Genomic DNA, 24,310 nt, shown 5'->3' on the forward strand with positions numbered 1-24,310 from the left:
AATAGTGGTACATGAAAAAAACACCTCCTGAATTCGCATACTAAGTATGCAAATTCATTGGAGGTGTTTTTCGTTTGAAGACAAGAGTTCATTACCCAGAAGAAGTAAAGTGGAAAGTGATTGAAATGAAAAAGGATGGATATTCCAATTGGACAATTATGGAGAAGCTTGGAATTAAAAATGTTTCCCAAATTAAGACGTGGATGAAGTGGTATCGTACCGATCAAACGTACCGTTTTCAACAACCTGTAGGAAAACAATATTCTTATGGAAAAGGACCAAAAGAGCTCAGTGAATTAGAACAGCTACGTTTAGAAAATAAACATCTAAAAACAAAATTACTTGTATGGGGAAAGTATCTGGAAATCGAAAGGGGCTGAAACCAGAAACTGTAGTTACTTTATGGAGAAATGTACAAACAAAAATAACGGTAAAAGACTTGTGTAACGTATTAGAATTACCCCGTTCTACATTTTATCGTTGGTTACAACGAACGGAAGATCTGAAAGATGATATAGAAGAAAAAGTAAAGGACGTCTGTCTTAGGCATAAATTCCGGTATGGATATCGAAGAGTGACCGCTACTCTTCGAAAAATGGGACTGTGTGTCAATCATAAAAAAGTATTACGAATCATGAGACAAAATCATATTCTTTCAAAAGTGCGTCGAAAGAAAAAGAAATATATCAATGGTGCGGAACCAATGGTAGCCCCTCATCGATTGGAGCGCCAATTCGATGCATCCAAACCAAATGAAAAGTGGTTTACGGATGTGACGTATCTCTTATTTGGAGAGCGTACCTTGTATTTATCAACGATCATGGATGCCTTTAATCGTGAAATTATTAGTTGTGTCATCAGCGAATCACAAACACTGACATTAGCGATGAAAACATTGAAACAAGCAATGAGAGGGCGAAAAGTAAAAGATGTCCTTCTTCACTCGGATCAAGGAAGTATTTATACAGCAAAAGAATTTCAAGCGTATGCCAAAGAAAACGGCATGATCACCAGCATGTCCCGGAGAGGAAATTGCCATGATAATGCCGTCATGGAAAGCTTCTTTGGTCATTTAAAAAGTGAAGCTTTCTATTCACAAAAGATAACAAAAGTATCCAACACAACTGTGCGAAAGATTGTGCTAGAATACATTCATTACTACAATTGTGTGCGAATTCAAGAAAAATTAAACCACCTATCCCCTAAAGAATTTAGGGAACAAGTGGTTTAGGTGTTTTGATTGGTGTCCCGTTTTCGGGGTTCACTTCACAAAGTTATGGTTTTTATCCTACAACGCCACTCTACCTATAACTTTGCCGTGAATTCCACAAAATCCATTTGTGCCTATACCAACTTTCACCTTTTTCACAATGAAACTATATACGTTAAAATCGTTTCATAACGCTATTACTTCCGCATACCTACACTTTATATAATAACGGTACAGTACAAACAACGTACTGTACAAATATATGTGGGGGGATTAACTATGAACGAAGCGTTACTATTAGTCGACATACAAAATGATTACTTTGAAGGTGGCAATATGGAATTACATCAACCTGAAAAAGCCGCACAAAAAGCGAAAGAAGTTTTGAGAGTATTTCGCGAAAAGCATAAAACAGTTATTCACGTATAACATATTGCGAACAACGAAGGGGCTACTTTCTTCTTACCCGATACAGTAGGTGTTCAAATTTATGATGATGTACAACCGATTGCTAACGAAAGAGTCATTCAAAAACATCACCCTAACAGTTTTTTAAGAACAAATTTATTAGAAACATTAAAGACAGAAAAAATAGATCAACTAGTCATTTGCGGTATGATGACTCATGTATGTATTGATGCAACAGTACGCGCTGCCAGTGACTTCGGATTTCAATGTATTGTAATTGAAGATGCTTGTACAACAAAAGATTTAGAATTTCAAGAAAATCTAATCCCCGCAGTACACGCTCATCAATCGTTCATGAGTGCATTAGAGTTTGGTGATATTTATGCAACAGTCATGTCAGCAAACTGTTTTATAAACAAGAGCAAATAAAAAATTACAGTTCAAAAAAAAGAAAGGATAAATATCTTATTCTTTCTTTTTTTCCATTGTCTTAATGACCGTATTTATACGATAATCACCATAATGTAAAACATCTGCAAGAGTCTCTTCTAATTGCTGATGCGAAGATGTGTGAAGAGTCATGACATAGCACCCATCGCCGCTTATACGATACATTTCAGTAATTACGTCCGTTTTTTCAAAAAATTTTTGAATTTGATTATGATAGTGCGGTGCATGCAAAAATAGTGTAACAAAGGTCATAATAGATCCTTCTAGCTTAGCCCTGTTGATATTTATCGTATATTTTTGAATGACACCTGCCTCTTCTAATTTATGAATTCGTTTCCCGACAGCCTGACCAGTCAAATGTACTATCTCCCCAATTTCCTTCCAGTTCATTCTAGCGTTTTCTTGTAGTAATTGTATAATCTTAAAATCTGTTGAATCAAACATGGACATCCCCTTCCTATACGAAACGAATTCTATAAAATCTTCATTTCCCCTACAGTTTAGCTCGAAAATTTTGCAATACAATCGATTGGCTCCATTAGGAATTACATTATTGTTAGCGACTTTCCTTCTTCATTACAATGTATTTGTTGGATTACTCGTAGGCACTACAACAAGCTAGCGATTTTTTATAAATATGAACATTTTTTAGGAATTAGTTTATCTTTTTTTAATGTTTTATTTAGAGGCAGTTTATAGTCGGGTATTAACATAAGAAACGTAGCAACTAAGTTCATATATGACGCACTGCTACTATAATCGCAAACCGTACTACTTAAAATCATAAAATAAGGAGACGATAAAACATGAACAAAAAAACAAAAGCACTATCATCCGTACTGCTCGGATTCACATTAGCATTAACAGGGTGTGCTGGTACTAAAGCTGAAGAAAATCATAGTAAACAAAAACAAGAACAAGTTGCTAAAGAAACAAAAAAGGAAAATAAATTAACTAAAGGGCAAAAAATGGCTAATATTCTTAGCAAGACAAATTGGCAAGGTACACGAGTGTATGACAAAGATAAGAATGACTTAACAAAAGAGAATGCAAACTTCATTGGTCTTGCAAAATATGATGCGAAGTCAGGCAGATATGAATTTTTTGATGCTAAAACAGGTGCAAGTCGTGGCGATAAAGGAACTTTCTTTGTCACAAATGATGGGAAGAAGAGAATATTAATTTCAGAATCAATGAAGTATCAAGCTGTCGTTGACATGACAAAACTAAATAAAAATGTATTTACTTATAAACGAATGGGGAAAGACGCTAACGGTAAAGATGTAGAAGTTTTCGTTGAACATGTTCCATATAAAGAAAAAGAACTTTCTTTCACTGATCCGGACAAGCAGCTGAACACGACTACAGGAGATATTGTTAAAAATGTTGATGGAGATAAAATTTTAGGCGGTACCCTTTGGCACGGAACAAAGGTATTAGACGAAGCTGGTAACGATGTAACACAATTTAATTCGAATTTTATAAGTCTAGCAAAATTTGATGACAAATCTAATAAATATGAGTTCTTCAATAGCGAAACAGGTCAAAGCCGCGGTGATTATGGCTACTTCGATGTTGTACATGAAAATAAAATAAGAGCCCATGTTTCAATTGGAAATAATAAATATGGTGCTGCTCTTGAACTTACTGAACTAAATAAGAATAAATTTACGTATAAAAGAACTGGTAAAGACCAAGCTGGTAAGGATATAACTATATTCGTTGAACATGAACCTTATAAAGGGGATATGAAACCACAATTTAGCTTTTAAAAACGTTTAATTAAAGATCCTGTACTGAGTTGCAAGATCTTTCTTAAGACAAAATCATTTATGATTCTCTTGAAAGAAATCGTCTCATATCCCCCCTCAACACTTCAGCTTAATTGTTGAATATAACAACTTTAAAAAGCCTTACTACACATAAATTGTAGTAAGGCTCTGACTATTTAAGATAAACATTAAACGACTTCATTATCTCTATACAAATAAAGTTTAGCAAATAATGTTACTATCTCCTCCAAAGAAAAGAAACCTTATTTCAACTTTCCTATTGATAAGTTAACACGGTAGTTCCCGTATTTTAATAGTCGTCCTAGAAAGTTATCTAAGTCTTCGTTGGAAGCAAAATGTGTTTTTAATAAATAACACCCCTCACCACTTATACGGTGTACTTCAGAAATCCCTTCTTCTCCTTGAAAGAAATTCATAAACTCTTGGTGATTAGCCGTTGTTACGAACAAAGTAACAAATGCAGTCACTACTTGTCCTAATTTGATTCGGTTTATTGCAATTGTATACTGTTCAATAATCCCTAAATCCTCTAATCTTCGAATTCGATTTCCTACAGCTTGCCCCGTCATATGTATTTTTTGGCCAAGTTTTTTCCATTGTATTCTTGAGTTTTCTCCTAATAATTTCAGTATCTCAAAATCTGTTTGATCAATGATATAAACCAATCCTTTCACCGTGAAAGTAGAAAGCCCGAAAGTGTTTCGCCAACTTATTCTGCTTATCGATACAATTCACTATACTTAGTTTATCCTCTTACATCACATTATTTATCAGCTATATTTACTTATAACACAGAGGACACAACAAAAAAATACATCTAGATTTAAAGGAGGTTACAAATATGTTATTACAAGAAATTCTATCGTTCAATGAACATTTTGTAGAAAATAAGGAATACGCTCCTCGTGAAGCGACAAAAATGCCTAAAAAACGTATGGTTGTTGTTTCTTGCATGGATGCTCGTTTAATTGAGCTACTTCCAAAAGCTTTAGATATACACGATGGTGATGCAAAGGTTATCAGAAATGCAGGTGGTAAAATTGCTTCTGCTTTCGATAGTGTTATGCAAAGTGTTGTAGCATCAGTATACGATTTAAATGCAGATGAAATCTTCCTTATTGGACATCATAGATGTGGCGCGAGCCAAACGAATCCAAAAGGAACACTTCAAAAAATATTAGATCGCGGAGTAGCTTCATCAGAAATTTTATCAGCAATTGAATATGCTGGTATTGACCTTGAAAAATGGTTATTCGGATTCGATGATGTTTGCGACTCAACGCAAGCTAATGTTGATTTAGTAAGAAATCATCCACTTATCCCAAAAGATGTTCCTGTACATGGTTTAGTTATTGACCCTCACACAGGTAAATTAGATGTAGTGGTTGATGGATATAAAGCGTTAAATAGTAAAACAAAATAATAATTATCACGTATATGAAGGGAAGTTATGAGATATGAAAAAACAAGTATTAGATATGAATAGACAAGAAGCTACGCAAAAAATTTTAGCGGCAAAAATTAAAAAAGGGTTAACTTGGGAAGAAATTGCAAAAGTAAGTGAACACTCTGAGACTTGGGTTGTAACAGCGTTATTAGGACAAGCTACAATGACACGTCCAGAAGCAGAAAAAATTGGTAAACTATTAAAATTAGATGAAGAAGTAGTTCAAGCATTGACAGTAGTTCCACTTCGCGGCCAAGTGATGGAAATGCCTCCTACGGACCCGATTGCATATCGTTTATATGAAATGATGTTACAATATGCACCAACTATTAGAGAGTTAATCTTAGAAAAAGCGGGCGAAGGTGTAATGAGTGCGATTAACTTCAACCTAGGTGTGGATACACAAGAAGATCCAAAAGGTGGCGATCCTCGTATCGTGATTACACTTAATGGGAAATTCTTACCATTCCGTACATGGTAATTAATTAAAAATCTATCTATATAATTAAAATAATTTTATAGATTTAATAAATCCATCCTTTTTAATCTAACTGTGTAGAAAGGATGGATTTTTACTATGAGATTCTTTTTCGGCAAAGGAGAATAATATGAATAAAAAACACTTTGATACGAGTTTTAGTATTCTACAATGGTTTGTGTTTCTATTAGCAAATGCAATTGCGTTACCTATCATTATTGGTGGCATATTCCATTTACCAATAGAGGATGTCTCAACATTAATGCAGCGGACTTTTTTAGTCGTGGGAGTAAGTTCGTTTCTACAAGCGTGGTTTGGGCATCGTTACCCCATTGCGGACGGGCCAGCCGGTTCATGGGTAAGTATATTTGTCATATTGGGACAAGTCGCTATGCATCAGGGACAAAGTGCAAAAGACGTATTGCAACTTTTAGAAGGCGGATTAATTATTGCAGGTATATTACTCTTCTTTCTTGGTATAACAGGGCTTGTTCATCGAATCTTACGCTTATTTACACCCTTGGTTACAGGAACCTTTCTTTTAATATTATCTCTTCAGCTTAGTGGTGTGTTACTAAAAGGAATGATAGGATTACAAGGATCTGCAACCCATCCTGACTATACAACAGCTACTATTGCTCTCTTTGTTTTTGCCCTTATTACTTTCTTATCAATTAAAGGGAAAGGATGGATGAAAAGTTACGCTGTGTTACTTGGAATTTCATGTGGTTGGCTTTTGTATGCAGTATTAGGAAAATCATCTCATATCCCTTCGCATACAACGCTAGTTAAGTTACCAGAGATATTTGCTTGGGGCACACCTAGATTCGATATTGGAATGACTCTAACTGCAACTTTATTTACATTTCTTTTAGTTGCAAATACAATCGCTGCTATTTCGGCTGTAAAACAAGTGGCTCCATTATCTAAAGAAAATGAAAAGCAAACACTGAACCGTGGTGTATGGGTCGGAGGTATATCACATATTATCTCGTCGTTGTTCTCTACAATTGGAATTGTACCATTACCTGCATCAGCAGGATTTATCCAACTAACAGGACAAAGAAAAGTGAAGTCGTTCCTTATAGCAAGTCTTATATTAGCAGGAATTTCTTTTATTCCCTCAATTGTAAACTTTATATCCTTGCTACCAGGACCTATTGCTAATGCTGCACTTTTAGCTACATTTGTCCAAGTAATAGGCATTTCATTTCAATCCATTTTACGTGAAGAATTAAATCAACGCCGATTAACTATATTAGGAATTTCATTATTAATCAGTTTGGGAATATTGTTTCTTCCAGAAAGTGCATTTAGCGGAGTTCCTTCTTCCTTACAATATGTTTTAAGTAATGGCTTACTTGTGGGTACCATGCTTGTCATTCTATTAGAACAATTTTGGAAAGAGTAAAAAGCGCCCTACTTATAGGGCGCTTTTTTTATAACTAATGACTAATACTAGCTGTTGGGTATAATGTTGTTCCTCCAATTGAAACTTTTATTTCATTTGTTAATGGAACATTTTGTTCATTAATAATTGTTCTCCACCATTCCCATGCAAGACCAGTACATTCTCTAGCTACGATTTTTATATTTTTTGAATTTGGTGGAAGAGGGATAACTGTAGAGTAATGAGCCGTTTTGTCTTTTCCGCTACCATCCCATGTTTTATGTGTTAGTACTTCTTTCCCATTTTGATCAAATGTGAATTCATCCCAAGATACATCAAATTGAGCAACGTAAGCACCGTAATGATCAAGTGTCATTTTAGCACTTGAATATTCTGTAGTTGTCGTCTCAATATAATCTGTATTGTTATGAACAGCAGCAGTTGCATTATCTTTTAAGAAAGTGCTTGTATATGAAATTGGATATGCTGGATTTTTAAGACTTAATTCAGCATTATCTTTAATGATATTTCGGATTTCATTGAAATCTTTAGTAACAACCTTGTTATGCTCTTTCGCATCTCCGCCTAATACTACAGCAGTAAAGGTACTTTCTTCAAAAATATCTTTATACTGTCCACTCGTTTCGACGCTGTTATTCTTAAGTAAGGCTTTAAAAGCAGCTTGTACATCTTTACTCTTAGATGTTGTTTCTAATTTTACATAAACGGTTCTACCATAAGCTACATTTGAAACCATAACAGGTGGAGCCGAATTACTTACACCTTTACGAGTTAACTCGTCAAAAGTAACACTATTATCAAAAAGATCGGATGGATTGTTAGGTAGTTCAGCACTTACCGTATAAAATATTTGCTTATATGCCGCTACCATCACTTTCTTCTCTCCATTTGCAACCGCATTAAAATCAATGTTTAGACTGTTATCAAGATATTTAGCGTTAACATTAAGAGCACTTGCGATTTGTGATTTACTATAAACCATAGATTCTGTATACTGCATTCTTGCAGGTAACGTATGTGTTGTAGAATACTTTTCATTCCAAGTAGATACTAAATCGTCTACTGCTCCAGCTACATTACCATATGTCGGATTTTGAACAGTGATTGTATTTTCTTTTCTCATGCCAGGTAAGTCTATACTAATATTCAAAGGCTTTCTCTTAGCCACTAATAAACTCGGTTGATTGTCTGCAAAAGCTTTATTTGCAAGTTGTACAGCTCCTGGATACGTGCGATTCACTACAGAATCAATAATTGAAATATCGACCGGTGACGTTGTAAGTGATTTTTTCTCGCGTTCCACTACTACAAATTTACCATTTGAATTGATACTTTCTTTCGGAACAAAACTCTCTACTTTATCACCATTTACGGCTAAAACCTCTTGATTATTATATTTAAGATTTGCTATACCAGTATCAATGCCACTAGCATTTTTGGTTACATCAGTTACATTGCTTGCTTGTGTTTCTGCGAAGGAAATAGATGAATAATTAATAGTGCATAAACTAACTAATAAACATGCAAGGAACTTTCTTCTTTTAGTGTTTTTCTTAATATTCAGAAAAATCACCCCGTTCTTTTTTTAGTATAATATGATAATGATTGATAAATGATAGCTAATTAATAAACTTACATAAATGCTTTTAAAAGTTCTTGAATTAACGGGATTACGCCACCTACAAATTTTAAAACTGCCATTGCGATTTCCATATTATTTCCTCCTTTTTCTTGCTACGATAATGTGGTTTATCTTTATGCCCTCATTATAGTGACACCTTACACTTTTATCAATACACTCTGATATGCAATATTACATATCAAAAACAAACTGAATTCTTTTAAAAAGTTATACAGAGATATTTTTTCGTTTGGTACATACTTGAACAGGTGAAGCATTCTTTTGCATTTTATGAGTAGTCACATAAAAAAAGCTGCTACCTATAAAATATAGACAGCAACTTCAACTAGAGTGTCTTGCATAATCTACGCAAGACATTTTATAACTAATAAACTGCGATTGGCCCATAAGGACCATTAATAATCTCTATTTTTGTTTCAAAAATATCTGTCAAAAGTGTTGGGTCCATAACCTCTTCTACTGTTCCGAAAGCAGCAATTTGTCCATCTTTCATAGCACAAATTTTATCAGAGTATTTAGCCGCAAAATTTATGTCATGCATGACAGTCAAAATTGTTCGTCCAAATTCATTAGCTGCACGTCTCAAATGCTCCATCATTTGAACAGAACGAGCAACATCAAGGTTGTTCAAAGGTTCGTCCAAAAGTACATATTCCGTCTCTTGGCACAATACCATCGCTACATATGCCCTTTGTCTTTGACCACCAGAAAGCTCATCTAAATATCTATTCTCTAAACTAGTTAAATCTAAGAAATCGATATATTTAGAAATGATAACCTCATCTTCTTTAGTCAATCTTCCCTTTGAATAAGGAAAGCGCCCAAATCCAACTAATTGTCTAACAGTAAGCCTAGTTACAAAATGATTTTCTTGTCGCAATATAGTCAAAATTTTTGCTAAGTCTTTTGATTTGGATTCAGAAACATCCATATTTGCTACCTGAATTTGACCTTCATCCATATCTAAAAGTCTTCCAATCATCAAAAGTGTCGTAGACTTTCCAGCGCCATTTGGTCCAATTAAAGAAGTAAAGCCTGCTTTTGGTATTTCAATATCCAAAGGTCCTATCTTCACCTTATCAGTATAGAACTTTTTAACATTATCAATTTTTATCATAAAGCCCTCTTCCTTAAAACTATAGTTAAGAATATGATTCCACCAAATAATTCAATAATAACTGAAACTACACCTTGAGCATGGAATACATGATACATTAAAAAGTATGCACTCGTCATTATTAAAAATCCTATAGCAAAAGCCATCGGAAAAATGTATCTATGATCATAAGTTGACGCTGCCTGATAACTCAAAGTTGCTACTAAAAAGCCGTAGAAAGTAAGTGGTCCAATTAGAGCTGTTGAAATGGACATCAAAATAGCTACTAATACAAGCGTATAAATTACACTAGGTTGATATTTAACACCAAAAGAAGTAGCAACATCTTTTCCTAGTGACAAAACATTCAAATTCTTAGAATGAGCCAAAATTAATACTGCTACAATTATGATCATAGGAATTACAATAGGAAAATATGCAGGATCTGCATGATTAACAGAACCAAATAATCTTGCTTGTAAAATATCAAATTCTGAAGGCGCAAGTAGTTTTCTCATGAAAGTTGACACTGAATTTAGCCCGGTACCAATAATAATTCCAACTAAAAGCATAAGTTGTAAATTCCCGTATTTACCGGAAAGTAACCATCCATAAAGTATCAAACTCATGAAGACCATAACAACAACTTGGAATAAAAATGATCCAATTCCATTAAAATTTATTAATGCACTAGCACCAAAGAAGAATATTGTACTCGTTTGAATTGCTGAATAAAGTGATTCGAAACCTAAAAGCGATGGAGTAATAATTTTATTATTCGTAATAGATTGGAAAGCAACTGTCGACAAGCTATGGCAAACTGCAGCGATAATCATTGCAACAATAGCTACTATCCTTCTCTTAACGACTGGGATAAAAGAAGGTGAATCTATCGGAACTGGATTGTTATAAACTAAAAGTCCATATGAAGAAAGGAGACCTAAAGCAATCAATGTAATCAGTAAAATCCAATAACGTCTTGCTTCCTTCTTAGACCGAAAAGCGCTAGCTGATCTACTTTCATTATGAAGGCTAGAATCGATTTCGACATTTTCTTTTTTTCTATATTCTAATGTGATCATCGTAGCCTCCTTGGTTTTCTTTGTCTCAATAAAATAGTAATAAACACGACTGCTCCCACTGTTGCAAGTATTAAAGAAACAGGTAATTCAAAAGGCTGTATAATTGTTCGAGAAATGATGTCACAGGCAGTTATTGACCCCATTCCGATCACACAGACCCAAGGTAAATTACTCCTAAGATCATCACCTCTAAACATTGAAACGATATTTGGCACAATTAATCCTAAGAAAGGTAAGTGTCCAATAACAGCTGCAACAATTCCAACTGCAACAGATATAAGAGCAGTCCCAAAAAGAACAATTCTATTGTAATTAACTCCAAGGCTTGTTGCGACATCTTCTCCTAGTCCAGCTAAAGTCAATCTATTAGCATACATAAAAATAAGAAAAGTAATGATAACAATCAGCCATAAATATTCATATCTTCCTACCTGAACGTTCGCAAATGAACCTACGAACCAAGTTTCAATACTTTGCGTCTTTTGAAAAAGGAGTCCCAAAAAAGTAGACACTGCAGAAATAACTGCTCCAAGCATCAATCCAATAATCGGGACAATTAAAGACGAACGAAGCTTAACTCTTCTTAAAAATAGAAAAAAAATCATAGTTCCTATAAAAGAAAAAATGATTGCACCAGTCATTCTTTGAACTAAAGTTGGGGCAGGAAATAGTAAATACACAAAAAGCAGGCCTAAGCCTGACCATTCAATAGTCCCTGTTGTAGTAGGTTCAACAAAGCGATTCTGTGTAATGAGTTGCATTACGAGCCCTGCCATCGCCATTGCAGCTCCAGTAAGCATTAATGCAACTGTTCTTGGAACACGAGTGATGAAAAACATCTCCATTCCGTCCTCTTGTCCACGTATATCATAAACTCCAGTAAACAGTGATATAATCCCTAAAATTAGAACAACTATAATCGCTATTATAAAAGGTTTTGTCCATAATTTATTGTGATTATAAAACTGGGGTTGAGAAATATTCTCAACCCTAGAAATTATATTTTTTGACACTGCTTCGTACTCCTTTACACTACTTAGCTAAAGTTTTTGAAATATTTCCAAATAACTCTATATAAGTTTGAATTGATTCATTTGTGTAAGTATCTTCTGGTGCATAAATAACCTGGTTTTTAGAAACAGCAGTTGTGTTTTGAAGAGCAGGTGATTTAGAAATAACATCCTTAGCTGGAGCTGAAGTGGCTGCATCAGATGTTGCAGCATCACGATCTAATACGAAAATCCAATCAGGATTTGTTTGTGCAATAGCTTCAACAGAAACGTCGTCACCTTTATGACCTGCAGTAGAATTTGAAACTTCTAATGCTGGAGTCCAACCGAAAATTTCATACATTGGTCCCCAAACACGACCAGAGTGCGGCGCAGCAAAACCGATATTCCCACCAGTAACGATAACACTCATAACTTTATCTTTTCCGTTATAAGCAGATTTTGCGTTTTCAATAGATTTATCAAAATCAGCTACTAATTTTTTAGCTTCTTTATCTTTATCAAAGATTTTCCCTAAAGTAACTGTAGAATCTTTAAGTCCTTTTACTAAGTTTTCGCCAGGCTTAGTAGCCTTCTCAGATACATCAACATTAAGATCAATAACAGCTGCATTTGGTACTAATTTTTTGATTTCTTCGTAATGACCAGCAAATCTTTGACCAACGATTACAAGTTCAGGATTTGCAGCTGCAATAATTTCAAGATTTGGTTCACGGTGATTTCCAATGTTTTGAACTGAATCATCCTTTTTATATGCTGAATCTGCAGGCATGATATCCTTTGGAGCAGCCGCTAATTTAATTCCCCAATCAGATAAAGTTTCAAAAGTTCTGTTATCCAAAGCAACTACATTCTTTGGGTTTACAGGGACTTTAACAGTTCCATGAGCATCAGTGATTTCAACCGTTTTTGCCTTATCACTACCATTATCTTTATTAGCTTTTGACTCTTTAGTATCATTACTTGGATTTGAGCAAGCTACTAACATTAAAGTAAAAATTGCTAGAATACTCACTAATTTTAAAAGCATAGATTTTTTCATATGTATACTCCTTATAGTGTAATTTATTTCGAAAATGATGACATCCATAGATTGAATTAGAAATTAACTTTTATTCAATTGAATCGCTATTGATAATCATTTTCATTTGAACATCCTGTTAATTAGTATAGTCATTAATTCTGTGAAAATCTTGTGAATGGTGTGAATTCATAAAATCAGGCACCAAAAGTAATATGTGAAGTCAGGCGTGTTGATTAATCATGATTTCCTCTACAAAACACGCTCATTAATAGCTAATATTTTTATAATCCATTTTTTTACGTCTTTTAATACTTCTAAGAAACTATTTGATTATTAGATTCAATAGAAAAAAGAGTAAAACTGAATGAAACAGTTTTACTCTTTTTTCTATTACCTTATTTTATCATTCAATCATTGAATAACCTCTACCATGTATCGTTTGAATATATCTGTCTTTCTTCTCGCACTTTAACTTTTTTCTTACATACCCAATATATAAATCTACTACATTTGGATTTACTACTACGTTATATCCCCAAACTTGATTCAAAAGCATTTCACGGCTTAATATTGTGTTTTTATTCTTGATTAAAAATACAAGTAAGTCGTACTCGCGCTTAGTAAGCGAGAGGTTTTCGCCACCTTTTTTCACAATATTGCTAGATGCATCAACAAAGAGATCTTTAAACTGAAAAAAATTCGTCTCATTTTGCTGGTTACAATCACTTCTCCTTAAAATAGCTTGAACCCTTGCTACTAATTCTTCTTTCACAAATGGTTTTCTTATATAATCATCTGCACCTGCTTGTAGCCCTGCCACGCAATCCTCGCTAGAAATATTGTCGGTCACAATAATTATCGGTGTCGTTTTAACAAGTCGTATTTGTCTGCAAATTTCCGGTCCCGATATACTTAATGAATCCCAATCCAATACGATAATATCCCAATCTTGTTCATATATTATATTTAAACCTTCGTTTTCATTGTGAAGTTTTAAAATGAAATAGCCTTCTTGCGTTAGACCGCTTACGATTTTCTTCGCTAAAGACCTTTCATTTTTAATTACTAACACCTGCCTCACCGATGGTTCACCTCTACTTCAATATAACTTATTTAGATAAAAAAATTATCCCGAAAAAACAATTTAAGATTTATAAATTTAAGATTCCTAAATAATCCATTAAAACAGCTTATTAGAAGAACTCTATATAATCTTACAATAGGTATGGATAAAAACACAAAACATATGAAGATTATAATAAAGTGAAATATTAATAAACACTCACCAATTGGGCGTTTACTAGCAGCTATAGTATCTCCCTACTTATCATCAATAACCATTTTTTTATTCTCTGTTTCAAGGATACCGTCCCATCAACTTATACATTTTATAAAACTACAAAACAAAATACGGTATTTTTTCTATTGCTTTAAACCTAGAAGCCAAACCGCTTCGATATTTTCTGAATATTATGGGAGGATGTAAATACTGTGAACACGGTATATTTAGTGTTTAATTGACCTTATAATAAAAAACAGCGCGCTAAATTAATTTGAAAGGTGCAAAAACATGATTACAAATCAACAATTAGTCATAAACAATTTGGAAGAAAAATTAAAAATATTTACTCATGCAGTTAGTGGAGAACTTACAAAAGAAGAAGATTTCATCATAGCAAATACAGACATTCCTACTGATACATTCAATGTAGTATTGCCGAAATCTCCAAATATCAAAAATGCAGGTAAGATTAGACATGGAATCGATAATTTTTCATATAAAAAATATCCCTTTAGTATTTGGATTGATGCTCAGTATTTAACCGAGGATTGGACAAAACTTATGCAAGAATATGACCTAGAAGAAGCGGAACATAATGTGATGATGAAGCTTGAAAATACTCTTAATGTTGGTCAAAGAATTTCCGATCAACTTATGATTACTAATGTAAAAAATAATGAAGAACTTTTAAAATATATAGACGTATTCATGAGCTTATTTGAGGGTACACCAGAAAAAGACGCATTAGAAAGTTATTTTAATAAGTTTTCTCAAGTAAAATTAGGTTCAGAAGTTCAAATGTTTATTGGATGCATAGATGAAATGCCTGTAACTACTGGTTTATTAATAGAAAGCAAAGATTGTTATGGTATTTATGATGTGATGACAAAAGAAACATTTAGAAGTAAAGGAATTGGCAGTGAAATGTTTCAATTTCTTCTAAATCAAACAACGGATAAACAAAAACCAGTTGTATTACAAGCTTCAGATGATGGGAAAAATATCTATAAGCGATTTGGATTTATGGATGTCGGGGAAATGGTTGTATTTGAATAAAGGGTTTTCTTATTCATCTATAGAGCAGGGTTCTTGAGCTACATAGATAGGAAATGATCCAAGTTTTTATAAAAGAATAAACTAATTGAAAATATTAAGAGCGTGTTTTGACCGATTTTTTTCAAAACACGCTTTTTTATTTATCAAGGTTATTTGCTTAATTTGAACAAACTTTATTCTAAAACAACCTTAATTAAAATTACTTCCAAGAAGCATATCTTTGCATAACAAAAAAGGAAGCATAAACCTGCATTTTATGCAAAGTTATGCTTCCTGTTATATACAAAATAAAAAACCACCAAATATGTATTGGTGGAGACGGTGGGAGTCGAACCCACGTCCAAAAATATCGGCACTTAAGCTTCTACGAGTGTAGTCGATATATTAGCATTTCGCGAACTCTTCGGCCTATCGACAGGCTTCCAAGTTGCTAGTCTGATTGTTCTCTTCCTTCGCCCTCAGACGGCGAACTCCGGCGTAGTCCACTTAGTTTGAGTCCCTTACCCTACCACATGGACGATGGAGGGAGGAACCTTTAGTGCAATTAAGCAGCTAAAGAAAGATTGTTTTGTTTGCCAATTATAGGCTTTGACGTTTTAACGAGGCCGATCCCCTCGACTCGCAACCTAAGCTCGAACTATCCCTGTCGAATCCGTAACGTCCCCATGATAAAAATGGAGCATACGAAGAAAATATCGTGATAGCTACTAAGAGCTGTTTTTCAATGTGCAACAACCTTACATAAGTTATTATATCATACGCGCGCCGTTTTACAAATGTAAATATCTGTATTACATCTTTTGGCGATCACGGAACACGCGTGCAATTTCACGTTTCGCTTCTTTCTCTTTTAAATCGTGACGTTTATCATATTGTTTCTTACCTTTTGCTAAACCAAGTGCCATTTTTGCAAATCCATTTTTAAAATAGATTCTAAGTGGAACTAATGCGTAACCTGTTTCTTTTGCAGCGCCCGCTAGCTTATCAATTTCTTTTTTATGAAGAAGTAATTTTCTCGTACGAAGTGGATCATGGTTGAAACGATTCCCTTGTTCGTATGTATTAATGTGCATATTATGAACCCATACTTCACCATTATGTATACGTGCAAACGCATCTTTCAAGTTCACGCGACCAGCGCGAATCGACTTAATTTCCGTTCCTTGAAGGACAAGCCCTGCCTCGTATGTTTCTTCGATGAAATAATCATGAAATGCTTTTTTATTTTGTGCAATAACCTTACCTGTACCCTTTGGCATATAACGTCCCTCCTCTATTTTTACTATTGTAACAAATGTTAATAAAAAGCGAAAGTGGCTCGCTCTCAAGCCACTAATAAAAAAAGAAAAAGCCTCGCTTTTCATCAAAGCGAAGCCATCCTTTTCTTACTTACGCTTTTTCTTTTTCTTCTTGAATCCTGGTACGTTTTCGAAGAATCCTTTTTTCTTCTTGCCATTACCATCTTTTTTCCCTGGCTGACTAGCAGACGTGGACGCTGTTGCTGATGCGGATCCTCTTCCTGTGCTTTTACCTTTGCCACCACGGTCAAACTTTCTACCTGTGCCACGTTCACCGCCGCGCTCATTACTGCGCTCGCTACGTCCACCGCGTTTCTTTCTGCCTGTTCTTGGCTGCTCGATAACGACTGGACGATCTTTGAACTTACGACGAGGTGTACCTTTCATGCCAACGATTTCAAAGTCGATTGCACGCTCGTCTTTGTTTACGTTAATAACGCGAATTGTAATTTCATCACCGATGCGGAATACGTTTCCTGTACGTTCTCCAATCATAGCGAAATGTTGCTCGTCATAACGGTAGTAATCATCCGTTAAATAACTAACGTGTACAAGACCTTCAATTGTATTTGGAAGCTCTACGAATAAACCGAAGTTTGTTACAGAGCTAATCATACCGTCATACTCTTCACCGATCTTATCAACCATATACTCTGCTTTTTTCATCTCATCTGTTTCACGCTCTGCTTCAACAGCACGGCGTTCCATATTAGAAGAGTGCTCTGCAATCTCAGGTAATTTTTCACGCCATTTTGCTTGCGTTTCATTGTCGACTTTACCATTAATAATGTATTCACGAATTAATCTATGAACGATTGTATCTGGGTAACGACGAATTGGTGATGTGAAATGTGTGTAGAACTCAGTTGATAAACCGAAATGCCCTAAACTATCCGCATCGTAACGAGCTTGCTTCATAGAACGAAGCATAACCGTTGAAATAACTACTTCTTCAGGCTGTCCTTGAACCATTTCAAGAATTTGTTGCAGCGCACGAGGGTGTACTTCATTCGCACGTCCTTTTACCGCATATCCGAAGTTCGTTACAAACTCGAAGAAACGCTCAAGCTTATCTTCTTTCGGATCTTCATGGACACGGTACATAAACGGTACGTTCATCCAGTGGAAGTGCTCTGCTACTGTTTCATTCGCAACAAGCATAAATTCTTCAATTAACTTCTCTGATACAGAACGATCGCGCATAACAACATCAGTCGGTTTTCCTTCTTCATCTACTAATACTTTCGCTTCTTTAAAGTCAAAGTCAATTGCACCACGGCGCATACGTTTTTCACGTAGAATTTGTGCCAATTGACCCATCTCTTTAAACATCGGTACTAATGGCTCATAACGCTTAATTAACTCTTCGTCCTCATCTTCTAAAATGCTTCTTACGTCAGCATACGTCATACGCTCTGTCGTTTTAATCACACTTTGGAAAATCTCGTGTTTAACAACATCACCTAAGTTGTTGATTTCCATTTCACAAGATAATGTCAGACGGTCTACTTTCGGATTTAATGAGCAAATACCGTTAGATAGACGATGTGGAATCATCGGAATTACACGGTCAACAAGATACACACTCGTCGCTCTTTCCGCTGCTTCTACATCAATTGGAGAACCTTCTTGAACGTAATGACTTACATCCGCAATGTGAACGCCAAGCTTGTAGTTACCGTTCTCAAGCTTCGTTACTGTAACAGCATCATCTAAGTCTTTCGCGTCTGCACCATCAATCGTTACGATCATTTGATCACGTAAATCACGACGATCCTTTAAATCTTCTTCTGAAATCGTTTCTGGTACACTGTTTGCATGCTCCATCACTTCTTCAGGGAATGCTAAAGGTAAATGATGTTTATGAATGACAGATAAAATATCTACTCCTGGATCATTTTTATGACCTAGAATTTGAATAACTTCACCTTCTGCGCTTAAACGGTTTTCTGGATAGCTCGTAATTTTCACAACTACTTTATGACCTTCTACAGCACCCATTGATGCACTTTTCAAGATAAAGATATCACTCGTCCAGCGCTTATTGTCAGGTATAACAAATCCAAAGTTTTTCGATTCTGTATATGTACCAACAAGTTCTTTCGTTCCACGCTCTAAAATGCGTACAATTGAACCTTCTTGACGTGAACCGCTCGATTGAGAACTAAGGCGTGCTAATACTGTATCGCCATGAAGTGCACCGTTTAATTCTGTAGGAGGGATGAAAAGATCATCGTCTCCAGTTTTCTTCTCTTCTGGCACAACGAAAGCAAAGCCACGTGCATGTCCAATTAACTTACCTCGTACTAAATTCATCTTTTCAGGAAGACCGTATCGATTACTACGTGTACGAATAACAAGTCCCTTCTCTTCCATCATTACAAGTGCTTTTACAAAATCTTTAAAGCCCTCAGAACCTTCAATTCCAAATGCCTCTTCTAACTCTTGTATCGTTAGCGGTTTATACGCTTCTTCTCTCATAAATAATAACAACTTATCAATATGTTCTTGTGTGATTTCTTCCAAGCAAAAATACCTCCTTTAAAACCTTATATTATTTAGTGTATCCGAAAGATAGGGGATGTATAAAGCGAAACTTCAATACTCCCCTTATGATTTTTACAGTTTTCACAAAAAATTCCTTATGAAAAAAAGAGGCAACTAGATCTTACCAATCTAGTTGCTCCAAGAAGTTATATACATCCTCATGTAGCTCATCACGTTGTTTATCAAGTGTAATGACATGCGTAGAGTCTTCATACCATTTAATGTCTTTTAACGTAGATTCTACACCGTTATAAATAATGTTAGCACTATCTGTATTAATCATTTCGTCATGACGTGCTTGTACAACAAATGTTGGTGCATAAATCATATCCACATTGTTACGTACGTCAGCAATTAATTGTTGTAATGCTTTTAATGTATTCATCGGTGTCTTTTGGAATTCCAACATTTCTTGTTCAATTTGTTCTGGTGATTTTTGCTCACGTTTTTTATATTCGCGGGCATATGCCAATATACCTTGGTACATCGTTTCTTCGCTCTTAATATACATCGGTGCACACATTGGTACTACACCTAAAACCGGTACTGTATAACCTAATTTTAAAGAAAATACGCCGCCAAGTGACAATCCAACAACAGCAATTTTCTCAAAACCTTTATCTTTTAAAAGCTGATATGCCTCCGTTACATCTTGCCACCAATCTGTAGGGCCTGTATGAACAAGCTCTTCTGGTGGTACACCGTGCCCTTTATAAATTGGCGCATGACAAGTATAGCCTTTCTTTTCTAAGAAACGCCCTAACATACGTACATCAGCTGAGTTCCCTGTGAATCCATGTAGTAATAAAACAGCGCGGTCTCCACCCTCAAATGTAAATGGTTTCGGAGATGCTAATTTCATCATGTACTTCTCCTCTTTCTCTTCTGTAATCTAGTCGTATTCTTTCTATATCTAGTGTACCATATTTACATTTCTATAATCTAATTAGAAACATCTTTCAAATGGCAAAACAAAAAAAGAAGAACCATTAGTACATCTTACTAACGCTTCTTCTTTCAATTTTATAAGTTTAAGTACGTAACAGCAATTGTTAATACAAAGAACAATACAGCTAAAACAATTGTAATACGGTTTAATACCGCTTCAATTCCACGTGCTTTTTGCTTACCAAATAATTGCTCTGCACCGCCTGAAATTGCACCTGAAAGGCCTGAGCTATTACTAGACTGCATAAGTACCATAACAATCATTAAAATCGATACAGTAATAAGTAAAACGGATAATAACGTATGCACTTGGCGTACCTCCTACAAAGATTCAGTTATTGTAACTGTAGCATAAATCCTATAGAAAAGCGAGAGCTATAGAGTTGCCCTCGCTTTTCTTCTATTACATAAACATCATTGCAAATAACGGTCCAAGTAAACATGTCAAAATTGCTGTTAATGTCATTGTTACCGATCCAATAACACCTTCATGTTCGTTATTTTTCATCGCTCTCATAACACCCATAATATGAGAAGCACATCCAAATCCGATACCTTTACCAACTGAGTTTGTAACACGGCTCCATTTTAATAAGAGAGGTCCTGTAATTGTTCCAGTAATACCTGCGATAACAACGAAAGCTGCTGTTAAGGAAGGTACACCACCAACTTGTTCAGAAACGCTCATCGCAACTGGCATTGTCACCGATTTTGGTAAAGACGATAAGATTAAGCTTTTATCTGTTCCCATAAGTGAAGCAATGGCAAAATCACTAGCGATTGCAACTGTTGTACCTACTAATACCCCACCAGCAATCGGTACAACATATTTTTGCAGAACATGACGTTGTTTATAAAGAGGAATTGCAAATGCTACAACACCAGGTCCAAGTAGCTTTGCAATCCAACCACCACCACTTTCCATATAATGTTGATATGGTATATCAAGCACGATAAATAGGAAAGCCATTAATCCTGTTGCTACAAGCATTGGAATGGTGAATGGTGTTGGAAATAATTTATAGATTTTTTTAGATAATTGATATAATAGCACCGTAAAAAGAACCCAACCGATTCCGATTAATATTTGGCTCATCGCGACTCTCTTTCCTTCCTATTCGCAAGATATTGTCCTGTATGTCCTGCGACAATAATAATTAAAAACGTACTCGCTACAACTGTAATGAAAAGAGAAATTCCTTTACTCATAAAAAAAGCACCGTAATTCATTAGGCCAAGCGTTGGCGGAATTAATAAAAACGGCATAATAGCAACGAGTGTTTCTGCTCCTAAATCGAACCATTTCACTGGAAGAACTTTTAGGCTAAGTAAAACAAGTAAGAGGAACATCCCAATCAAACTTCCTGGAATTGGAATATTTAGCATTTCTTGCACCCAAGTTCCAACCATATAAAACACGTAAAGAGCAGCAATTTGGACAAGAATCTTTGTAAATTTCATGTTCATCATCCCTCATGTTTATACGATCTTCTGTTAATATCTTTATCATAGTATAAATTGTAAAAAGCTGCAATTTATCAACTTGACAGCAAAAACAGCCTATGTTACACGCTTACAACCTTGATATGACTGCATTTTCAAACGAAAATTATGTCAAAAACCTTGACCTAATATAAAAAGTTTTTATTTTCTGAATTTAAAAGACTATTATTTCAATAAAATAATCTTTTTATCCTTAAACTTACATATATATAAAGTGAAACTTTAATCATTGAGGTTTTCCTCATCCCCATTAATTATTAGCCCTCACCAAGCGGATTTGTACTGGATAAACAAGATAGGTGGTGAACATATGCCCAAAAAAGTTCTCATTTTTTGTGATCCTGGGATTGATGATACGATGGCTCTCCTCTTAGCATTCTTTATCGATGAAATAGAAATCGTCGGTATCGTTGCTGATTACGGCAATGTTCCAAAAAAAATGGCCGTAGAAAATGCTCATTTTTTTAATAACGAAACAAAGAATAGAAATATCAAGATATTCGGTGGTTCAGAACGTCCCCTTACTGGTGCCCCACCTGCGTTTTTTACGGATGTACATGGGAAACAGGGGCTTGGTCCAATTATTCCAAAGGTGAATGTGACTAACGGAGAAATGGAGAATTTTTTTGAAGTCATTCCTCTTATTGAACAGTATAAAGATGAATTAATCATTGTAAGTTTAGGAAGACTTACCTCCCTAGCAATTTTATTCATCGTATGTAAACAGTTAATGAAGCAAGTTAAATCTTACTACGTAATGGGCGGTGCCTTTTTACATCCTGGTAATGTTACCCCTATTTCCGAAGCAAACTTTTATGGCGATCCTACTGCCGCTAATATAGTCCTCCAATCTACAGCTAACATGCACATATACCCATTAAACGTCACCCAATATTCCGTCATTACACCCGAGATGGCGGAGTATATTGAAACAAAAGGAAAAGCCCCACTTGTCAAACCTTTATTCGATCATTATTACTACGGATATTATAAAGACGCCCTACCACATTTAAAGGGTAGCCCCTTCCATGACACAATGCCAATACTCGCTTTACTTGATAACTCTATGTTTACCTATCACAAATCACCTATCGTTGTCATGACAGAATCTTATGCGCAGGGGGCAAGCATTGGAGAATTTCGCTCTTTAGGAGAATCTAAGCCATTTATTGATTGGCCGAGTCATCAAATCGCAATTGATTTTGATTATAACCGCTTCTTCAAACATTTCATGTCACTTATGACGGGCGAACAATTTTAGCATAAAAAACAGACCGTGATTTCTCACGGTCTGTCGTTATTTTCTACAATTATCGTTTGATGTTATAGAAAGATTTGATACCATCGTAAACAGCGATTTCGCCTAGTTCGTCTTCGATGCGTAATAATTGGTTGTACTTAGCAATACGGTCAGTACGGCTCATAGAACCAGTTTTGATTTGGCCAGCGTTAGTTGCAACTGCGATGTCAGCAATTGTAGCATCTTCAGTTTCACCAGAACGGTGAGATACAACTGCTGTGTAACCAGCACGTTTAGCCATTTCGATAGCTTCGAAAGTCTCAGTTAAAGTACCGATTTGGTTAACTTTAATTAAGATTGAGTTAGAGATACCTTTTTCGATACCTTCAGCAAGTTTTTGAGTGTTAGTTACGAATAAATCGTCACCAACTAATTGTACTTTATCACCGATACGCTCAGTTAATAATTTGTGACCATCCCAGTCGTTTTCGTCTAAACCATCTTCGATAGAGATGATTGGGAAGTCTTTGCAAAGCTCTTCGTAGAAATCAACCATTTCTGCAGAAGTTAAGCCAGTACGGCCTTCGCCTGCAAGGTCATATTTACCAGTTTCTTTGTTGTAGAACTCAGAAGAAGCAACGTCCATTCCTAAGAATACGTTCTCGCCAGCTTTGTAACCAGCTTTTTCGATAGCTTCGATGATTACTTCTAAAGCTTCACGGTTAGAACCAAGGTTTGGAGCGAATCCACCTTCGTCACCTACTGCAGTGTTAAGACCTTTGTCATGTAATACAGCTTTAAGTGCATGGAATACTTCAGCACCCATACGGATTGATTCTTTGAATGTTGGAGCACCAACTGGTAAGATCATGAACTCTTGGAAGTCAACGTTGTTATCAGCGTGAGAACCACCGTTGATGATGTTCATCATTGGAGTTGGTAATTGTTTTGCATTGAATCCACCAAGGTAACGGTATAATGGAAGACCTACGAAGTCAGCTGCTGCGTGAGCTACTGCCATAGATACACCAAGGATAGCGTTAGCGCCTAGTTTACCTTTGTTTGGAGTGCCGTCTAATTCGATCATAGCACGGTCGATACCAGCTTGGTCAGTTACATCGAAACCAGCGATTTCTGGAGCGATAATTTCGTTAACGTTGTTTACTGCGTTAACAACACCTTTACCAAGGTAACGAGATTTGTCACCGTCACGTAATTCTACTGCTTCGTGCTCACCAGTAGATGCACCACTTGGTACGATAGCGCGTCCGAAAGCGCCGCTTTCTGTGTAAACTTCTACTTCTACAGTTGGGTTACCACGAGAGTCAAGGACTTCGCGAGCATAAACATCAATAATTGTTGACATAATAAATTCTCTCCTTTTT

22 protein-coding genes, 1 other RNA gene and 1 pseudogene are annotated in these 24,310 nt (G+C 35.5%); 8 read left to right on the forward strand and 16 right to left on the reverse strand.

The features are described 5' to 3' along the window. The first annotated feature begins 74 nt into the window (after positions 1–74). Both ACYFX0_RS16120 and ACYFX0_RS16125 read left to right on the forward strand, forming a co-directional pair. Positions 75–1,231, forward strand: a protein-coding gene (locus tag ACYFX0_RS16120; protein ID WP_097826534.1) for an IS3-like element ISBt2 family transposase whose coding sequence is annotated in 2 segments (ribosomal slippage) — positions 75–327 and positions 327–1,231 — 1,158 coding nt in all. Because the reading frame shifts where the segments join, the coding sequence is not laid out codon by codon here. 258 nt (positions 1,232–1,489) lie between these two features. After that, positions 1,490–2,047 (forward strand): annotated as a pseudogene (locus ACYFX0_RS16125) (cysteine hydrolase family protein). A gap of 36 nt (positions 2,048–2,083) precedes the next feature. Here ACYFX0_RS16125 and ACYFX0_RS16130 read toward each other — a convergent pair. Continuing rightward, positions 2,084–2,512 carry an Lrp/AsnC family transcriptional regulator gene (locus ACYFX0_RS16130; RefSeq protein ID WP_000460473.1) on the reverse strand — a complete coding sequence of 143 codons (429 nt, stop codon included), beginning with the start codon at positions 2,510–2,512 and terminating at the stop codon, positions 2,084–2,086. A gap of 362 nt (positions 2,513–2,874) precedes the next feature. Here ACYFX0_RS16130 and ACYFX0_RS16135 point away from each other — a divergent pair, with 362 nt between their 5' ends. Further along, positions 2,875–3,840, forward strand: a complete 966-nt coding sequence (locus ACYFX0_RS16135; RefSeq protein WP_042596471.1) for a DUF4822 domain-containing protein — start codon at positions 2,875–2,877, stop codon at positions 3,838–3,840. Positions 3,841–4,103: 263 nt separating this feature from the next. Here ACYFX0_RS16135 and ACYFX0_RS16140 read toward each other — a convergent pair whose 3' ends face one another. Then, positions 4,104–4,535, reverse strand: a complete 432-nt coding sequence (locus tag ACYFX0_RS16140) for an Lrp/AsnC family transcriptional regulator (RefSeq protein WP_247727642.1) — start codon at positions 4,533–4,535, stop codon at positions 4,104–4,106. Positions 4,536–4,702: 167 nt separating this feature from the next. On the opposite strand from ACYFX0_RS16140, the gene ACYFX0_RS16145 reads away from it, so the two are divergent. The 3 genes from ACYFX0_RS16145 (at position 4,703) to ACYFX0_RS16155 (ending at position 7,197) form a co-directional block, all read left to right on the forward strand. Beyond that, positions 4,703–5,284, forward strand: a complete 582-nt coding sequence (locus ACYFX0_RS16145; protein ID WP_000926482.1) for a beta-class carbonic anhydrase — start codon at positions 4,703–4,705, stop codon at positions 5,282–5,284. Positions 5,285–5,339: 55 nt separating this feature from the next. Continuing rightward, positions 5,340–5,789, forward strand: a complete 450-nt coding sequence (cynS, locus tag ACYFX0_RS16150) for a cyanase (protein ID WP_086410189.1) — start codon at positions 5,340–5,342, stop codon at positions 5,787–5,789. 127 nt (positions 5,790–5,916) lie between these two features. Beyond that, entirely contained in the window at positions 5,917–7,197 is a 1,281-nt protein-coding gene (locus tag ACYFX0_RS16155) for a purine/pyrimidine permease (protein WP_097981408.1), read from the forward strand. Positions 7,198–7,231: 34 nt separating this feature from the next. On the opposite strand, the gene alo is transcribed toward ACYFX0_RS16155, so the two are convergent. The 6 genes from alo to ACYFX0_RS16185 all read right to left on the reverse strand — a co-directional run bounded on the left by alo (position 7,232) and on the right by ACYFX0_RS16185 (position 14,132). Next, on the reverse strand, positions 7,232–8,770 hold the full coding sequence (gene alo, locus ACYFX0_RS16160; RefSeq protein WP_086398395.1) for an anthrolysin O/cereolysin O family cholesterol-dependent cytolysin Alo: 1,539 nt from the start codon (positions 8,768–8,770) through the stop codon (positions 7,232–7,234). A 433-nt stretch (positions 8,771–9,203) separates the two neighbouring features. Beyond that, positions 9,204–9,956 (reverse strand): iron ABC transporter ATP-binding protein, encoded by a 753-nt coding sequence (locus ACYFX0_RS16165; RefSeq protein WP_000590056.1) that lies wholly within the window; start codon positions 9,954–9,956, stop codon positions 9,204–9,206. After that, positions 9,953–11,017, reverse strand: a complete 1,065-nt coding sequence (locus ACYFX0_RS16170; protein ID WP_000631243.1) for an iron chelate uptake ABC transporter family permease subunit — start codon at positions 11,015–11,017, stop codon at positions 9,953–9,955. Before ACYFX0_RS16170 ends, ACYFX0_RS16165 begins: the two co-directional genes overlap by 4 nt. Further along, positions 11,014–12,030 carry an ABC transporter permease gene (locus ACYFX0_RS16175; protein WP_000041823.1) on the reverse strand — a complete coding sequence of 339 codons (1,017 nt, stop codon included), beginning with the start codon at positions 12,028–12,030 and terminating at the stop codon, positions 11,014–11,016. Before ACYFX0_RS16175 ends, ACYFX0_RS16170 begins: the two co-directional genes overlap by 4 nt. 19 nt (positions 12,031–12,049) lie before the next feature. Continuing rightward, the gene (locus ACYFX0_RS16180) at positions 12,050–13,069 is read right to left on the reverse strand and encodes a siderophore ABC transporter substrate-binding protein (RefSeq protein WP_016078161.1); all 1,020 of its coding nucleotides are present in this window, start codon (positions 13,067–13,069) and stop codon (positions 12,050–12,052) included. A 385-nt stretch (positions 13,070–13,454) separates the two neighbouring features. Next, a complete protein-coding gene (locus tag ACYFX0_RS16185) occupies positions 13,455–14,132 on the reverse strand; it encodes a response regulator transcription factor (protein WP_001250260.1) in 678 nt (225 codons plus the stop codon). A gap of 489 nt (positions 14,133–14,621) precedes the next feature. Here ACYFX0_RS16185 and ACYFX0_RS16190 point away from each other — a divergent pair, with 489 nt between their 5' ends. Further along, a complete protein-coding gene (locus tag ACYFX0_RS16190) occupies positions 14,622–15,389 on the forward strand; it encodes a GNAT family N-acetyltransferase (RefSeq protein WP_000632233.1) in 768 nt (255 codons plus the stop codon). A gap of 310 nt (positions 15,390–15,699) precedes the next feature. Here the strand turns inward: ACYFX0_RS16190 and ssrA are convergent. From ssrA to ACYFX0_RS16225, 7 genes are all read right to left on the reverse strand, one after another. Further along, positions 15,700–16,054, reverse strand: a transfer-messenger RNA (tmRNA) gene (gene ssrA, locus ACYFX0_RS16195). A 126-nt stretch (positions 16,055–16,180) separates the two neighbouring features. After that, positions 16,181–16,648: an SsrA-binding protein gene (gene smpB, locus ACYFX0_RS16200; RefSeq protein ID WP_460270942.1), complete on the reverse strand. Its 468-nt coding sequence runs from the start codon at positions 16,646–16,648 to the stop codon at positions 16,181–16,183. A gap of 126 nt (positions 16,649–16,774) precedes the next feature. Further along, complete coding sequence (gene rnr, locus ACYFX0_RS16205) at positions 16,775–19,213, reverse strand: ribonuclease R (protein ID WP_000391343.1); 2,439 nt, start codon at positions 19,211–19,213, stop codon at positions 16,775–16,777. Positions 19,214–19,355: 142 nt separating this feature from the next. Next, a complete protein-coding gene (estA, locus tag ACYFX0_RS16210; RefSeq protein WP_000761986.1) occupies positions 19,356–20,096 on the reverse strand; it encodes a carboxylesterase in 741 nt (246 codons plus the stop codon). A gap of 161 nt (positions 20,097–20,257) precedes the next feature. Continuing rightward, positions 20,258–20,491 (reverse strand): preprotein translocase subunit SecG, encoded by a 234-nt coding sequence (gene secG, locus ACYFX0_RS16215; RefSeq protein ID WP_000557266.1) that lies wholly within the window; start codon positions 20,489–20,491, stop codon positions 20,258–20,260. Between the two features lie 94 nt (positions 20,492–20,585). Then, complete coding sequence (locus tag ACYFX0_RS16220) at positions 20,586–21,278, reverse strand: LrgB family protein (protein ID WP_000078304.1); 693 nt, start codon at positions 21,276–21,278, stop codon at positions 20,586–20,588. Then, a complete protein-coding gene (locus ACYFX0_RS16225; RefSeq protein ID WP_000673222.1) occupies positions 21,275–21,643 on the reverse strand; it encodes a CidA/LrgA family holin-like protein in 369 nt (122 codons plus the stop codon). The genes ACYFX0_RS16220 and ACYFX0_RS16225 overlap by 4 nt, the downstream gene beginning before the upstream one ends. Positions 21,644–21,995: 352 nt before the next feature. Between ACYFX0_RS16225 and ACYFX0_RS16230 the strand changes: the two genes are divergently transcribed. Continuing rightward, positions 21,996–22,946: a nucleoside hydrolase gene (locus ACYFX0_RS16230; protein ID WP_136997761.1), complete on the forward strand. Its 951-nt coding sequence runs from the start codon at positions 21,996–21,998 to the stop codon at positions 22,944–22,946. A 49-nt stretch (positions 22,947–22,995) separates the two neighbouring features. On the opposite strand, the gene eno is transcribed toward ACYFX0_RS16230, so the two are convergent. Beyond that, complete coding sequence (eno, locus tag ACYFX0_RS16235; protein ID WP_000103951.1) at positions 22,996–24,291, reverse strand: phosphopyruvate hydratase; 1,296 nt, start codon at positions 24,289–24,291, stop codon at positions 22,996–22,998. Between the last annotated feature and the right edge of the window lie 19 nt (positions 24,292–24,310).

The sequence above is a fragment of the Bacillus sp. NEAU-Y102 genome (genome assembly GCF_054788175.1).

Excerpts from the sequence above, each read along its gene's own strand:
- eno (WP_000103951.1), bottom strand. The coding sequence starts at position 24,291 with ATGTCAACAATTATTGATGTTTATGCTCGCGAAGTCCTTGACTCTCGT.
- ACYFX0_RS16230 (WP_136997761.1), top strand. The coding sequence starts at position 21,996 with ATGCCCAAAAAAGTTCTCATTTTTTGTGATCCTGGGATTGATGATACG.
- ACYFX0_RS16180 (WP_016078161.1), bottom strand. The coding sequence starts at position 13,069 with ATGAAAAAATCTATGCTTTTAAAATTAGTGAGTATTCTAGCAATTTTT.
- cynS (WP_086410189.1), top strand. The coding sequence starts at position 5,340 with ATGAATAGACAAGAAGCTACGCAAAAAATTTTAGCGGCAAAAATTAAA.
- ACYFX0_RS16145 (WP_000926482.1), top strand. The coding sequence starts at position 4,703 with ATGTTATTACAAGAAATTCTATCGTTCAATGAACATTTTGTAGAAAAT.
- ACYFX0_RS16190 (WP_000632233.1), top strand. The coding sequence starts at position 14,622 with ATGATTACAAATCAACAATTAGTCATAAACAATTTGGAAGAAAAATTA.
- ACYFX0_RS16135 (WP_042596471.1), top strand. The coding sequence starts at position 2,875 with ATGAACAAAAAAACAAAAGCACTATCATCCGTACTGCTCGGATTCACA.
- ACYFX0_RS16170 (WP_000631243.1), bottom strand. The coding sequence starts at position 11,017 with ATGATCACATTAGAATATAGAAAAAAAGAAAATGTCGAAATCGATTCT.
- ACYFX0_RS16165 (WP_000590056.1), bottom strand. The coding sequence starts at position 9,956 with ATGATAAAAATTGATAATGTTAAAAAGTTCTATACTGATAAGGTGAAG.
- ACYFX0_RS16130 (WP_000460473.1), bottom strand. The coding sequence starts at position 2,512 with ATGTTTGATTCAACAGATTTTAAGATTATACAATTACTACAAGAAAAC.
- ACYFX0_RS16220 (WP_000078304.1), bottom strand. The coding sequence starts at position 21,278 with ATGAGCCAAATATTAATCGGAATCGGTTGGGTTCTTTTTACGGTGCTA.
- smpB (WP_460270942.1), bottom strand. The coding sequence starts at position 16,648 with ATGCCAAAGGGTACAGGTAAGGTTATTGCACAAAATAAAAAAGCATTT.
- ACYFX0_RS16225 (WP_000673222.1), bottom strand. The coding sequence starts at position 21,643 with ATGAAATTTACAAAGATTCTTGTCCAAATTGCTGCTCTTTACGTGTTT.
- ACYFX0_RS16155 (WP_097981408.1), top strand. The coding sequence starts at position 5,917 with ATGAATAAAAAACACTTTGATACGAGTTTTAGTATTCTACAATGGTTT.
- estA (WP_000761986.1), bottom strand. The coding sequence starts at position 20,096 with ATGAAATTAGCATCTCCGAAACCATTTACATTTGAGGGTGGAGACCGC.